Source organism: Arthrobacter sp. efr-133-TYG-118 (assembly GCF_030209755.1).
Lineage (GTDB): Bacteria > Actinomycetota > Actinomycetes > Actinomycetales > Micrococcaceae > Arthrobacter.
Map to the genome: position 1 here is coordinate 1 of NZ_JARVRH010000008.1, position 13,283 is coordinate 13,283.

Sequence of the window (13,283 nt, forward strand, 5' to 3'; positions counted from 1 at the left end):
AGTTCGACTTCCCGCCGTCGCAAACCAGCTTCGACGCCGCCTTCAGCCAGGACTAACCACCCCTCCAGTTAGCGCGAACTGGCAGCAGATGACCCCAAAATCCGATGTTGCGGGCATCTGCTGCCAACTCGCGCCAAAGACGAAAGGACATCCGCATGTCTGGGAGCACAGCACCCGACGACGAAGCATTCGTCCCCCTGTTCGACGGCGTGAGCCTGGCCGGGTGGCACACCGCGCCCCGCATTTACGGTTCGGTGTACCCCGGCGGACCGAGCGTCCTTGAGCACTTCGACAGCCTGGGACTGCAGCACCCCGTGGAACCGGAGAAGCACCCTGCCCGCTGGAAGGTCGAGGATGGCGTCCTGATCGGCGAGCAGGACGCCCCAGGAAGCGGCTATGGAGGCTACCTTGTCAGCGACCAGGCCTTCGGCGACTTCGAACTGGTCCTCGAGATGCGACCCGATTGGCCTGCGGACACCGGCGTCATGCTCCGGCGCCAACGGGACAGTTGGGAAGGATTCCAGGTCCTCGTGGACCACCGACCCTCCGGCGGCATCGGCGGATTCTTCGGCAACGGGCTCGCGAGCTTCTCGGCTGTCCCGTTCGCGATCGACGTCGCCCGCGATGACGCCGGCCAAGCAATAGGCCTCAAGGCCGATGACCCGGCCACGTCTGTGGAACCAGTCACCGAAGAGAAGCGCGCCCGGCTCAGCTACGCCGCCGACGTCGACGATTTCCTCAACGTATGGCGCTGGGACGGGTGGAACGAACTCCGCGTCCGCTGTGTGGGCGCCATGCCGGTCATCACCACGTGGATCAATGGGCTCAAGATCGCCGAGCTGGACACCGCTACCTTGGAATCCCCGAACTACGACGCCGACGCCGTGTTTGAAGTGCTCGGCGACAGCGGACACATTGCGCTCGAGGTCCACGACAACGACGCCATGTTCGGCGAAGCCCGCTGGGGCGTCGGAGCACAGTGCCGGTGGCGGAACATCTGGATCAAGGAGCTTTCGGCGGACTCCGGGGAGGCGTCGCTGTGATACGCGCGCTTCAACCCGGTCAACGGTGCGAGGTCTGGATTGCTTCTGCGAGCACCGGAGCGCTCGAGCTTGTCTTCACCTCTGACGAGGTGCTCTTCGAGGCGCCGAACTGGAGCCTCGACGGCGCCCACCTCATCCTCAATGGGGCGGGCAAACTGTGGACACTGGCTGTCCAGGACCGGACTATCGCCGAAGTACTCCTCACCGGGATCCCGGACCTCAACAATGACCACGTCCTCGACCCCGATGGCGCGCGCATCTTCCTCTCGGCGAATGACGGGCACATCTACAGCGCAGCCCTCGACGGCGGAGAAGCCACCAAGCTCACGGACGACGACAGCTCCTTCCATTTCCTGCACGGCGTCAGTCCGGACGGCCTCGAACTCGCTTACGTGGGCATCGATGGCGGCGATTTCAGCAAGCCGGGCCAACTCATGACGATGCCCGCGGCCGGGGGCCCATCGGCGCTCGTGGACACCGGTCCTGGCCACTGCGACGGGCCCGAATACTCTCCGGACGGAAAATGGCTCTACTTCAATACCGAGTCATTCACCACGCAGGCCGGGCATGCCCAGATTGCCCGCGCACGGGTTGACGGTACGGGCTTTGAACGCTTGCTCGGCAGCGACACGGTCGACTGGTTCCCGCACCTCTCGCCCGACGGGCGCCTGGCCAGCTACATCCGCTTCCCCGGCGGCACCATAGGCCACCCTGCGGACTTGCCGGTCGACGTCGTCGTTGTTTCCACCAGCGACTGGGCGACGCCGCTCCACACCTGGCCCCTCTTCGGCGGCCAGGGAACCCTCAACGTCAACAGTTGGTCACCCGACTCCGCCCGCATCGCTTTTGTCGCCTATCCAAGCAACTGACACGAACCCGCACATCTCCCGAAAGAGGCTTCATGACTGACATCGCCGCACTTGAACGCCAGGAAGCGGAACTGATTTTCACCTCCTTCGATCACGCAGACGCCTGGAGGCTCGGCTCCCGCCTCACCGAGATGGCTCAGGCGGCCGGTCATGCGGTCGGCATCGACATCCGGCGCCCCGGACTCATCCTTTTCCGGGCTGCGCTGCCCGGCATCACACCGGATCAGGAATCGTGGATCGCACGGAAATCCGCACTCGTCTTGCGGATGGAAGCAAGCAGCGCACTTGTCGAAGCCCGGTTGTCGTACGCCGGCATCGATCCGGTGGCCACCGGGTGGCTCGGCGCCGACTATGCCGTGACAGGGGGATCCTTTCCCGTGCGGGTCCGTGGCGTGGGCGTGGTCGCGGCCGTCACCGCGTCAGGCCTTTCATCGCAGGAAGATCATGACCTCATCGTCGAAGGGATCCGGCAACATCTCACCGCCTAAGAACCTCAGCAGGAACTCTCACCAAAAAATTGTTGAACAATTCCCCCGTGTGATGCATCATTGGGTGTAGGCCCCGATTGAGATCGGGATCACAAAGCCCGCCCAACGTTCCATGGAGGAACCATGTCCGCGACCACTTCGCCAAGTTCAACACGGCGCAGCAAACCCTCGGCAGGCGCCATCAAAGCCTTCATTGCCAGCGTTACAGGAACCTCCCTGGAGTACTACGACTTCGCCATCTACTCGGTCGCCTCCGCGCTGGTCTTCCCCAAGATCTTCTTCCCCACCAACGACGAAACCACCGGTCTTCTATTGTCCTTCTCGGCCTTCGCGGTGGGCTATCTCGCCCGGCCTATCGGCGGCGTTGTCTTTGGCCGGCTCGGGGACAAGATCGGACGCAAGAACGTCCTGGTCATCACCCTCATCCTCATTGGCGCGGCCACGGTCCTCATCGGCGCCTTGCCGGACTACCACACCATCGGCATCGGGGCCACGATCATCCTGGTCCTCCTTCGCCTGGCCCAAGGCATCGGCGTCGGCGGCGAATGGGGCGGCGCCGTCTTGCTGTCCAGCGAGTACGCCAATCCCAGCAAGCGCGGATTCTGGTCGTCCGCAGCCCAGATCGGGCCGCCCGCCGGCAACCTGCTGGCCAACGGCGCACTGGCCGTCCTCGCCGCCGTCATGAGCAACGAAGCCTTCATCGCTTGGGGTTGGCGCGTGGCCTTCCTCAGCTCGGCCATCCTGGTTGCCTTTGGCCTCGTCATCAGGCTCAAGCTTGAGGAAACCCCGGTGTTCAAGGCCATCGAAGCCACCGGCGAACGGCCCAAGGCTCCCATCAAGGAAGTCCTCACCACCCAGTTCCGCCCACTCCTTGCCGCCGCGTTATGCCGGATCTGCCCCGACGTCTTGTACGCCTTGTTCACCGTCTTTGTCGCGGTCTACGCCACCAAGGAACTGGGCATGACCACCGGCAACGTCCTGGGCGCAGTCCTGGTGGGCTCGGCATTCCAGTTGTTCCTGATCCCGGCTGCGGGGGCTGTTACGGACCGGTTCAACCGCCGGCTGGTCTATGGCATCACCGCCGCTGCGACAGCCGTGTACATCCCGCTGTTCTTCCTCATGATCCAGTCCCGCTCCGTCCTGGTGCTGACCGTCGGCGTCGTGATCGGCCTCGGGCTGCACGCCTTCATGTACGGCCCGCAAGCAGCCTTCATCACCGAGCAATTCCCGGCCAGGCTCCGTTATGCCGGCAGTTCCCTTGCCTACACGGTGGCGGGCGTCGTGGGCGGAGCAGTGGCACCATTGATCTTCACGGCCCTCTACGCCACCACCGGGAACTGGCTCCTGATCGCCGCATACTTGCTCGCCACGGCGGTGGTCACCATCATCGGTCTCGCCTTGGGCAAGGATCCACAGCCGGAGGAGGATCTTCGCCTGCTTGCGGAAGCCCGCGCCTAAGCAGCCCGGCGGCCCCGCGAGCAGAACGCTCCGGCGGGCCACCGCCGTCGTAGTCCTTCCTGGAATGCCCCTTAAGATCAGTCTTGAGGGGCATTTCTGCGCCCGATCGCCAGAAAGGACCCCATGAGCCAGACAATCCGTGAGGCAACAGCGGACGACGCCGGACGGCTGGCGGAGCTTGCAGCCGTCACCTTTCCGCTCGCCTGCCCGCCGGACTCCTCGCCCGAAGACATCGCGGCGCACCTGCGCATGACACTCAGCGCGGAGAAATTCAGGGAATACCTTGCCGATCCGGACGTCACCATCCTGGCCATCGACGCCGCCGGGGAACTCCGCGGCTACAGCATGCTCGTGGCCCGACCCACGACCGATACCGGCGTCGCTTCGGCCCTGACGCTCAACCCTTCCACGGAACTGAGCAAGTGTTATGTGCATCCCGAACACCACGGCCTGGGCGCTGCCGCGGAGCTCATGAAAGCCACCTTGGACCGAGCTGCCGGCTTGGGTGCCGCCGGGGTATGGCTAGGTGTCAACAGCCAGAACGCCAAGGCCATCCGCTTCTATGAGAAGAGTGGATTCAGGAAGGTCGGGACCAAGTCGTTCCGCCTGGGCGATGCCGTCGAGCACGATTTCGTGATGGAGCGGGCGGTCTAGGACGCTGGAACGGACCAGCGACGCGGAAATGGACCCGCTGTGACCAGCCCAACAGGCCATTCCGGGAATGACGCACCTGAATTTCCGGTTGTCGCGGTCATGAGGATTGAGATCTGGTCAGACGTTGCTTGCCCGTGGTGCTACATCGGAAAGCGCCGGTTCGAAACGGCGCTTGCAGAATTCCCGCACCGCGATTCGGTCGAGATCCAGTGGCGCAGCTACCAGTTGGACCCGAGCGTCCCCGAACACTACGACGGTACCGAGCTCGACTACCTGAGCAAGCGCAAGGGCATGAACCCCGCGCAGGTGAGCCAGATGTTCGAGCATGTGGCGTTGCAGGCAAAGGGAGAGGGCCTGAACTACCGCTTCGACGACGTCGTAGTGGCCAACAGCTTCACGGCACACCGCCTCATCCACCTCGCGGCAGCCCACGGCAAGCAGGACGAAGCCAAGGAGCTGCTCCTGAGCGGCCATTTTGAGCATGGCAAGGACATTGGAAGCCAGGAGTACCTGACCGGGCTTGGAAGCGACTTGGGCCTGCCGGAAGCCGAAATCGCTGAGTTGTTCAGCACCGACAAGTACGCAGAGGACGTCCGCGGCGACATCGCCGAAGCCCGGACGCTCGGCGTCACCGGTGTGCCGTTCTTTGTCATCGACCGCAAGTACGGACTCTCCGGCGCGCAGCCCGCCGAGGTCTTCACCCAGGCCCTCACACAGGCATGGCAGGAAGCGAATCCGCTGGTCGCCGTGGGCAGCCCCGACGCCGAAGCCTGCGGCCCCGACGGCTGCGCGATCTAGAACCTTTGCGCGAACTGGCAGCAGATGCCCCCAACAAAGCGTTGAGAGGTCATCTGCTGCCAGCTCGCGCCGCACACACGCAACTTTGCTGACAGATCACTGTAAAGTGTCTGTATGCCTAGGATTACGGCCGCCACCAATGCGGCGCAACGCGCTGAAACCCGACGCCGGGTCCTGACAGCTTTCGGCGAACTGCTCTTCACCCACGGCCTGCCCGGCTTGACCATGACCGACGTCGCGCGGCACGCTGGCGTCGGTCGGACGGCGGTATACAACTACTACGCCGACATGGAACAGCTCCTCATCGCGTACGCCCTGAACGAGACCGAAAGATTCCTGGGCGATCTACGCGAATCCCTTGCAGCCCTGCAGAACCCGGTGGACCGCCTGGCCCTTTACGTGCGCGCCCAGGTGGAGGACCTGAGCCGCCGGCACCTCCCACCGGGTCCTGCGATGGCGGCTGTCCTCTCCCCTGCTTCCTTTGCGAAATTGGCAGATCACGTCGGCGAACTCAACCTGCTGCTCCAGGACATCCTGCGCGACGGAATCGCGGCCGGCTACCTCCCGCCCACCGACGTCGGCCAGCTCGCCAGACTCATCCACGGAACTCTTTCCTCCAGCGCGGCACGCGGCAATGCCGCGAACGGGGCGGAGCTGGACGAGCTTGAGGAGCGGCTGGTCCAGACCGTGCGGTTCATCCAGTTGGGCGCGGGAGCAAGGTTCGACGACGACGGCCGGCCCGCGCGCTTGGCGTGACCCGGCCGCGGGGACTAACGCCGTCCACGGAAGCCTACGCTAAGGCGTCGGCATCACGGGCAGTTTCGCATTATCCGCAATCCTCTGGTCCAGTCGGGGACAACTGAGCTTGCCCGGGGTGTTATCCACGAGTTCCGGTGGCACCAATGCCGAGAAACCGGGCGCGAGGATGAGGTCCACGGAAGTATCCGTGCGTTGGTCCTGGAAGTAGTCGGTGCCCGCGATGTTCCTTTGGATGTTGAACGCTGCCGCTTGGCCGCCGGATCCGGAAACAACCACGGCCGGGCCGGTGTAGCTGGTGGTGGAGTTGTCGACGGTGCCAACGTTGTATCCCCGGGCCTTCAACTGATCTGCCACGTTCTTGGCCAGGCCGGCCCTGCCCGCGGCGTTGTAGACATTAACCTTGATTTTGTTGTTGGGCGCGTAGTCGAAAACAGTGGCAGGACACACGGCCGCCGGCGCCTGGCTTGCAACGGCCGAGGGGAAGCGGATCACACCGTTGATTACCGCCCATGCGCCCACGAGTCCGGCAACCACCACTCCGACGAGCAGCGCGAGAACGATCCCATGCAAGAGGCGGCGGCTGAACCACCCTGGATGGCTCTCCGGTCCAGGAGTATCGGCAAAAGTCGCCCGAAGTTCCGGCCCTGTGACAACGCGATGACCGTGCAGACTCGTCGGGTCTTTCTGACGACCGGGACGTTTCCGGCGCTTCCTCGGATCCGCATTTTCGGGCACTGCCACCTGCTCCTCCGGGATTGTTTCGTTAACCATCTATCACCAGGACCCGGGCGTGGATAGCCGTGCGCTGGTGGAGCGCAGTACGGACTGCCCGGTGGAGCCCGTCTTCGAGATACAGCAGGCCTTGGTACTGCACCACATGCGGGAAAAGGTCGCCGAAGAACGTCGAATCCTCGGCTAGCAGTGCTTCCAGGTCAAGGGTGCGCTTAGTGGTGACAAGTTCGTCGAGCCGGACCGGACGCGGAGGCAGCGAGGCCCAGTCCTTGGGCGTGGAAAAACCATGGTCAGGGTACGGGCGTCCCTCGCCCACAGCTTTGAATATCACTTTGCAAGCCTAAAGAAGTAAGGCGTCCAAGGGAACTTGTGAGAAGTCGGTCACCAAGGTTGTGGCCAAAAGGTAACCGTTGACGGACGGTGCGCGCTGAAACGGTGCCGCCTGCCGCCGTCGCCGTCACACCGCTGCCGCCATCACGCCGGACTGACAGAATGGGTTCATGACTGCTTCAATGCCAGGCACGCACCCGGCTGCTCCCGCCCTCGCACTCCTCCTCGACGTCGACGGCCCTGTCGCGAGTCCCGTGACGCGCGACGTGAAGCCGGAAATCATCGCCGACCTCGTGGGCTTGGCATCCGCAGGCATCCCCGTCATTTTCAACACCGGCCGCTCAGACGCTTTCATCCGCGAGCAGGTCATGGCGCCCATGATCGCCGCCGGAATGCCTGCGGGAACGGTGGTCCACGCGATCTGCGAGAAGGGCGCTGTGTGGTTCAGCTACACCTCGGGCGGCCCGGGACCCATCCATGTGGACCATGAGCTTGCTGTTCCGAAGGCCTACGGCGACGACGTCCGCCGCATGGTGGCAGAGGACTATGCGACGCACATGTTCTTCGACGAGACAAAGCGCGCCATGGTGTCGGTGGAGCAGCATCTGGACGTCTCAAGTGACGATTACCTGGCCGAGCAGAAGCTCTTCGACGCCGATGCCTTGGAGCTCATGGGCAGGCACGGGCTCTCCGCTGCTCTCCTCGATCACCACGCACCAGAGTCCGACGACGCCGCAGACTACCGCCTGGATCCCACCATCATCTCCACGGACATCGAGTCCATCCGGCTCGGCAAAGATCTCGGCGCCAGCCGCGCAGTGGAACTCCTCGCCGCCCAAGGCATTACCCCGCAGGCCTGGCGTACAGTGGGCGATTCGCGCACGGACTACGCCATGGCGGATTGGCTCCACCACAACGACCACAGCGTCAAGCACGTCGACGTCCGGCCCGCGGACGGCGTGCCCAACAAGCCCTACGATGTTCTTACAGCCACAGACCTCGGCTTGGGCGACGACGTCATTCACGACGACGCCGGAGGCGCATTCCTGCGCAGTTGGCGTGAAGCCTTGGTGGGCTAAGGCCACCAAGCCCGCGCGAACCACAACCTTTCGGAGAAAAGCCATCACAGACATGGACCAGCAAGCAATCTACTTCGGTAGCCCCGCCTCCGACGACGATGCCGTCGTTCCCGAACCGACATCGCCCGCAGTCGAAGCGCGCCTCAAGCACCGCGCCGACGTCGTCCGCCATCGCGGCCGTTACAGCTTGCTGAACCAGAACCGCACCCCGCAGCAGGTAATGGTCGAAGACCTTCTCGTTATCCGCGCCGCACTGGACGCGGCCGGGCTGGACTTCATCCTGGTCCGCGGCAATGATCACCGGCCCGTGATCGCCGTCGATTGGAAGCTCCGGAAGAAACTGCGCCAGGCTTTGGTCTCCGCTTTCCGGAACGAGCCGTTCTACTCCATGACCGTTGATGCGCGGAAGAAATCCACGTTGCTGGTGGCCGACGGCGAGCTCTCGAGCAACCGGAAGGCCCGGATCTTCCGGCTCTTCCGTCCACGCGTGGAACCCGGGGGCGGGCTGACTTACGGCCCCTCGCTGGGCGTGCAACTGGAATTATGGGAGTTCGACGGCGAACAACTCGTGTTGCCGGTGGAAAACTCCCTGACCCGGCGAACCATGTTGCGCCAGGATGCTGTCCGGGGCACGGTGGAACGCCACGGGCTGAGCTGGCCGACCATCGAGAACATGTTCGCGGACCACGCGAGCGACATCGACTTCGACGTCGACATTGTCTTTTCATGGGTGGACGGCAACGATCCCGCGTATATCGCGGCCCGCCGCGAACAAATGAAAGACGCAGTCGTGGGCGAAGGCGACGCCCACGAGGCCCGTTTCCGGCAGATCAACGAGCTCAAATATGCCCTGCGCTCCGTGTACATGTACGCGCCCTGGATTCGCCGCATCTACATCGCCACTGATTCCCCCGCGCCGGAGTGGCTGGCCGAGCACCCGAGTGTCAGGATCATGCGCAGCGAGGAGTTCTTCAAGGACCCCACGGTGCTGCCTACCCACAATTCCCAGGCCGTGGAATCCCAGTTGCACCACATTGAGGGACTCTCCGAGCACTTCCTGTATTCCAACGACGACATGTTCTTCGGCCGGCCCGTGGCACCGGACATGTTCTTCACTCCCGGCGGAATCACCAAGTTCATCGAAGCCTCCACCCGGATCGGGCTGGGAGAGAACGACACCGAACGCAGCGGCTTCGAGAACGCTGCCCGCGTCAACAGGAAGCTCCTCTGGGAGCGGTTCGGGCGGATCACCACTCGCCATCTGGAACACACGGCCGCGCCCCTTCGCCGAAGCGTGATCGCGGAGATGGAACGCGAGTTTCCGGCCGAATTCGCCAAGACGGCGGGCAGCAGGTTCCGCGCGGCGGACAACATCTCGGTGACCAACTCGTTCTACCACTACTACTCGTTGCTCACGGGCCGGGCAGTGACGCAGACGGCAGCCAAGGTCAGGTATGTGGACACCACCCTGTGGTCCGGGCTGCACTACCTGCCCACCTTGCTCGCCAAGCGCAACGTGGACTTCTTCTGCCTCAACGATGGCAGCTTCCCCGAGGTGGCTGCCGACGAAAGGGCCGGGCTCGTGACGGACTTCATGGAGAAGTACTTCCCGGTCAAGGCGCCGTGGGAGAAGTAGTCCGCTAGCGGCGGGTCATCTCCGGGTGCTTCGCATCGGCCCTGGAACCACGTTCATGCGTAGCTCGCTGGGGAATCCGGATACCGGCTTCGGCGAGCCGGCGCCTGGTGGCTTCCGGGCTGACGTACTCACCGACAGTCGGCGATTTTCCCAGCGGCACCACTGAATGCACGATCGTCTGCTCGTAAACGTGCACCAGGTTGAATGCCTGGGCGCCATCCCGGCCGCGGGTGCCGCCCTGCGGAACGTTGAGGTCCTGCGTGTAGCAACTCGCCGAAGCCACCGATACCGGGACGCCAGCGAAAGTGGCCGTGGTGGAGTAGTGGAGGTGACCGCCCAGGATGGAGCGGACATCCGAATTGCGTACGACGTCGGCCAGCGCGGCTTGGCCGCGCAGCTCCACGAGGATGGAGAGGTCAAGGACGCTCGGGACCGGAGGGTGGTGGAGGGCAAGGATCGTGCCGTCGGGAGCCGGCGTCGCGAGCTCCGACCCCAACCAGTCGAGCTGGCTCTGGCTTAGCTCACCGTGATGGTAGCCGGGCACGGAGGTATCGAGCGTGATGATCCGCAGGCCGTTGACGAAGTAGCTGTGATCCACCGGGGCGTCATTGTCGCTCTGGTCGAAGAGGCCCGCGCGGAAATTCGCCCGATCGTCGTGGTTTCCCATCGCCCAGATCACCCGCGCTCCCATCTCTCGACAGGCAGGCTCGACGATCGACCGGAGTTTGGCGTAGGCGCCCGGCTCACCTTGATCGGCGAGGTCCCCGGTGAAGATCACGGCGTCGGGACGGACCTTTGACGCGTGCACTTCCGAAAATAGTTGCCTGAGATGGGCTTCGCTATCGACCGCGCCGTAAAGGGGCTCCGACCCTCCCAACAAATGGGAGTCGCTAAGGTGCAGAAGTACGTGTCCTGGCCGCGGGTGCTCGGCCTCGATGAGCTCCATTACTACCTTCGGGTCGGTAGGAGGCGGCGCCTCCGGTGTCAGTCCCCAATAGACCCAATCCAACCAGACAAAAGGCTAACGCAGGGTAACTTACGGCCGGAATGTTGGAAAATTACTCACGTTCCCCCGCGATCCCCGCTCACCTTTAGGGCAACTTTCGACGACGCCCGCTCACCAATGACCCCACTTCACCTAACGCCCTCTCACCAAAAGTGAGCGAGCCGTTAGACCAAAAGGCGACATAGGTGAGCGAGCGTCGGTGTTTGCGTGGGTCAGGGAACAAGCCCCGAAACAGACCCTCTTGACTCAAACATGTGTCGCCCCTCACAATAAGTGAATGGCTTTCACTAAAGAGACAGCGGCAATGGCTCCGCCCGCAACTTCCAACCCTGAGGTTGGATTGAAGAAGAACGCAATCGGCACTCGCGACATTGTGTTCATGTTGGTGTCAGCGGCCGCTCCGCTGACCATCGTCGTCGGCATCGCCCCGCTCGCCCTCGCTGTGGGCGGCGTCGGCGCTCCCTCCATCTACATCGCCGCGGCTATCGGCCTGGGCCTGTTCGCGATAGGTTTCATGGCGCTCACCCGCCACGTCCGGTCCTACAGCGGCTTCTACGGCTATATCTCGAAGACCCTCGGCCGCGTGGTCGGCCTCGGTTCCGGCCTCACTGCCTGGATGAGCTACAACGGCCTGCAGATCGGCCTTTACGGACTGCTGGGTATCCAGGCCAACCTCGCCGTGAAGTCCTTCACCGGCGTGGAACTTCCCTGGTGGCTCTACGCGATCGTGTCGATCGGGGCCGTCTGGTACCTGGGCTGGCGCGGGATCGACGTCGGCGCCAGGGTCCTCGCGGTCCTGCTCACCCTCGAAACCCTGATCGTCGCCATCGTCGCCGCGTTCGTCCTGGCCCAAGGCGGCGCACACGGCATCAGCTTCGAATCATTCAGCCCGCAGGCCATCTTCTCCCCGCAGTTCGCTGCAGTCCTTGGCCTTGGTTTCTCCGCCTTCATGGGATTTGAATCCGGAGCCCTGTACCGGGAAGAGGCCCGGGACCCGGACCGCAGCGTCCCGCGTGCCACCTACATCTCCATCGCCTTCATCGGCGCGTTTTACGCCTTCGCCGTCTGGATCATCGTCCAGGCCTTCGGAGCGGACGCCGTCCAAGCGTTCGCCGCGGGCCACCTCGACGCCGGGGACACCGCCTACATCGCAGCGGGCAACTTCGCGGGCGGCTGGTGCGTGAACCTCATGAGCGTGCTGATCGTCACCAGCATCTTCGCCGCCCAGCTCTCCTTCCACAACACCATCAATCGCTACACCCTGTCCCTGAGCCGCGAGGGCATCTTCCCGAAACGCTCCGGCCGCATCAGCCCGCGATACCGCACCCCCTCCGTGGCCGGCTTCGACCAGACCCTCCTCGCGCTCGCCCTCGTGATCGGCGCGGCCCTATTCCATCTGGACCCCTTCACCCAGTTCCTGATCTGGACGAACACCCCGGGCGTGATCGGCATCCTCCTACTGCAAGCCCTCACCGGTGTCGGCGTCGTAGTCTTCTTCACCCGGCTCAGGGACCACGGCCTTCGCTGGTACGTCGTCCCTTCCGCCGTGGTCGCCACCATCATCATGTGCGTAGTGACCTACCTGATGGCCAACAATGCCCAACTGCTCACAGGCCTCCCGGCCGGGGACCCCGTCAACACCACGCTCCTCGTGTTCGCACCGATCCTGTTTGCCGCCGGAACCGTACTGGCCCTCGTGCTGCGCAAGGTCAACCCGGCCGCCTACCAGCGGATCGGCCACGCGGAGTGATCCCGGAGCCTAGTCTTGAGGGATGCAGACTCCCAGCAAAACCAGCCAGCTAGGACGGCCCCGGACACCGAGGCTCTCGCGGAAGGCGATCGGCCGCGCGGCGCTCGAGATGTTCCAAGAGGAAGAGAGCCTCTCCATCCCGCGGCTCGCGGAACGTCTGGGCGTCAGGCAGTCATCTTTCTACAAGCACGTTACTGGTCGCCAGGAGATCATCGAACTGGCCCGTGGCGCGCTCGTAGAAAAAGCTCCGATGCCCGAGTTGCCGGCCGGCAGCCTTGACGACGTCATCCGCGAGATCTTCGACTCCCTCCGCAAGGCGTACAGCATGGTGCCGGCGCTCCTTCCCCTCCTGCTCACGCAGCCGGTGTCACACCCGGCAGCCCTGGAGCGTTACGACCAGTTTGTCGAAGCGTTTGAGATCGCGGGGGCGCCACGGCACCTCATCATTCCCGCGCTGGAAGCCCTCGACAGCGCAGCGATCGGCGCGAGCCTCGACGCAATGACGATGGAATCAGCATGGAGCATCAACGAAGAGGAGGAAGGCACTTATCCCCATCTGTTCGCGGCAAAGAAAGCCGTGGCAGAGCACCCTGTAGACCGCTTCGCCTTCCTGGCCGATGTCCTCTCGGCAGGATTGAAGGCCGCTATCGACGACGACTGATCCTCACCGGGCCGGCGTCG

General features: G+C 63.9%; 14 protein-coding genes. 11 read left to right on the forward strand and 3 right to left on the reverse strand.

Translation table 11 applies throughout. The annotated features are described in order from the left end of the window. Positions 1-155: 155 nt before the first annotated feature. From QRN59_RS07125 to QRN59_RS07155, 7 genes are all read left to right on the forward strand, one after another. Entirely contained in the window at positions 156-1,043 is an 888-nt protein-coding gene (locus tag QRN59_RS07125) for a 3-keto-disaccharide hydrolase (protein ID WP_284981816.1), read from the forward strand. Then, on the forward strand, positions 1,040-1,912 hold the full coding sequence (locus tag QRN59_RS07130) for a TolB family protein (RefSeq protein ID WP_284981817.1): 873 nt from the start codon (positions 1,040-1,042) through the stop codon (positions 1,910-1,912). Before QRN59_RS07125 ends, QRN59_RS07130 begins: the two co-directional genes overlap by 4 nt. 32 nt (positions 1,913-1,944) lie before the next feature. Beyond that, complete coding sequence (locus QRN59_RS07135) at positions 1,945-2,400, forward strand: heme-degrading domain-containing protein (protein ID WP_284981818.1); 456 nt, start codon at positions 1,945-1,947, stop codon at positions 2,398-2,400. Between the two features lie 123 nt (positions 2,401-2,523). Beyond that, complete coding sequence (locus tag QRN59_RS07140; protein ID WP_284981820.1) at positions 2,524-3,858, forward strand: MFS transporter; 1,335 nt, start codon at positions 2,524-2,526, stop codon at positions 3,856-3,858. Between the two features lie 123 nt (positions 3,859-3,981). Further along, on the forward strand, positions 3,982-4,512 hold the full coding sequence (locus QRN59_RS07145; RefSeq protein ID WP_284981822.1) for a GNAT family N-acetyltransferase: 531 nt from the start codon (positions 3,982-3,984) through the stop codon (positions 4,510-4,512). A gap of 99 nt (positions 4,513-4,611) precedes the next feature. Next, positions 4,612-5,310 carry a DsbA family oxidoreductase gene (locus tag QRN59_RS07150; RefSeq protein WP_284981963.1) on the forward strand — a complete coding sequence of 233 codons (699 nt, stop codon included), beginning with the start codon at positions 4,612-4,614 and terminating at the stop codon, positions 5,308-5,310. Positions 5,311-5,424: 114 nt separating this feature from the next. Next, positions 5,425-6,066: a TetR/AcrR family transcriptional regulator gene (locus QRN59_RS07155; protein ID WP_284981823.1), complete on the forward strand. Its 642-nt coding sequence runs from the start codon at positions 5,425-5,427 to the stop codon at positions 6,064-6,066. Between the two features lie 39 nt (positions 6,067-6,105). Here the strand turns inward: QRN59_RS07155 and QRN59_RS07160 are convergent, their stop codons facing one another. Then, the gene (locus tag QRN59_RS07160) at positions 6,106-6,840 is read right to left on the reverse strand and encodes a LytR C-terminal domain-containing protein (protein WP_284981824.1); all 735 of its coding nucleotides are present in this window, start codon (positions 6,838-6,840) and stop codon (positions 6,106-6,108) included. After that, on the reverse strand, positions 6,833-7,132 hold the full coding sequence (locus tag QRN59_RS07165; protein WP_059388531.1) for a type II toxin-antitoxin system VapB family antitoxin: 300 nt from the start codon (positions 7,130-7,132) through the stop codon (positions 6,833-6,835). Before QRN59_RS07165 ends, QRN59_RS07160 begins: the two co-directional genes overlap by 8 nt. 169 nt (positions 7,133-7,301) lie before the next feature. On the opposite strand from QRN59_RS07165, the gene QRN59_RS07170 reads away from it, so the two are divergent. Then, positions 7,302-8,210, forward strand: coding sequence for a Cof-type HAD-IIB family hydrolase (locus QRN59_RS07170; RefSeq protein ID WP_284981825.1), 909 nt, complete (start codon positions 7,302-7,304; stop codon positions 8,208-8,210). A 52-nt stretch (positions 8,211-8,262) separates the two neighbouring features. Next, complete coding sequence (locus QRN59_RS07175) at positions 8,263-9,846, forward strand: stealth family protein (RefSeq protein WP_284981826.1); 1,584 nt, start codon at positions 8,263-8,265, stop codon at positions 9,844-9,846. Between the two features lie 4 nt (positions 9,847-9,850). On the opposite strand, the gene QRN59_RS07180 is transcribed toward QRN59_RS07175, so the two are convergent. Further along, positions 9,851-10,792, reverse strand: a complete 942-nt coding sequence (locus QRN59_RS07180) for a metallophosphoesterase (RefSeq protein WP_284981827.1) — start codon at positions 10,790-10,792, stop codon at positions 9,851-9,853. 337 nt (positions 10,793-11,129) lie between these two features. Here QRN59_RS07180 and QRN59_RS07185 point away from each other — a divergent pair, with 337 nt between their 5' ends. Beyond that, complete coding sequence (locus QRN59_RS07185) at positions 11,130-12,602, forward strand: APC family permease (RefSeq protein WP_284981828.1); 1,473 nt, start codon at positions 11,130-11,132, stop codon at positions 12,600-12,602. A 22-nt stretch (positions 12,603-12,624) separates the two neighbouring features. Then, entirely contained in the window at positions 12,625-13,263 is a 639-nt protein-coding gene (locus tag QRN59_RS07190; protein ID WP_284981829.1) for a TetR/AcrR family transcriptional regulator, read from the forward strand. Positions 13,264-13,283 lie beyond the last annotated feature (20 nt).

Coding starts and splice junctions, on each gene's coding strand:
- QRN59_RS07125 (WP_284981816.1), top strand. CDS start 156: ATGTCTGGGAGCACAGCACCCGACGACGAAGCATTCGTCCCCCTGTTC.
- QRN59_RS07135 (WP_284981818.1), top strand. CDS start 1,945: ATGACTGACATCGCCGCACTTGAACGCCAGGAAGCGGAACTGATTTTC.
- QRN59_RS07140 (WP_284981820.1), top strand. CDS start 2,524: ATGTCCGCGACCACTTCGCCAAGTTCAACACGGCGCAGCAAACCCTCG.
- QRN59_RS07145 (WP_284981822.1), top strand. CDS start 3,982: ATGAGCCAGACAATCCGTGAGGCAACAGCGGACGACGCCGGACGGCTG.
- QRN59_RS07150 (WP_284981963.1), top strand. CDS start 4,612: ATGAGGATTGAGATCTGGTCAGACGTTGCTTGCCCGTGGTGCTACATC.
- QRN59_RS07155 (WP_284981823.1), top strand. CDS start 5,425: ATGCCTAGGATTACGGCCGCCACCAATGCGGCGCAACGCGCTGAAACC.
- QRN59_RS07160 (WP_284981824.1), bottom strand. CDS start 6,840: ATGGTTAACGAAACAATCCCGGAGGAGCAGGTGGCAGTGCCCGAAAAT.
- QRN59_RS07170 (WP_284981825.1), top strand. CDS start 7,302: ATGACTGCTTCAATGCCAGGCACGCACCCGGCTGCTCCCGCCCTCGCA.
- QRN59_RS07175 (WP_284981826.1), top strand. CDS start 8,263: ATGGACCAGCAAGCAATCTACTTCGGTAGCCCCGCCTCCGACGACGAT.
- QRN59_RS07180 (WP_284981827.1), bottom strand. CDS start 10,792: ATGGAGCTCATCGAGGCCGAGCACCCGCGGCCAGGACACGTACTTCTG.
- QRN59_RS07185 (WP_284981828.1), top strand. CDS start 11,130: ATGGCTTTCACTAAAGAGACAGCGGCAATGGCTCCGCCCGCAACTTCC.
- QRN59_RS07190 (WP_284981829.1), top strand. CDS start 12,625: ATGCAGACTCCCAGCAAAACCAGCCAGCTAGGACGGCCCCGGACACCG.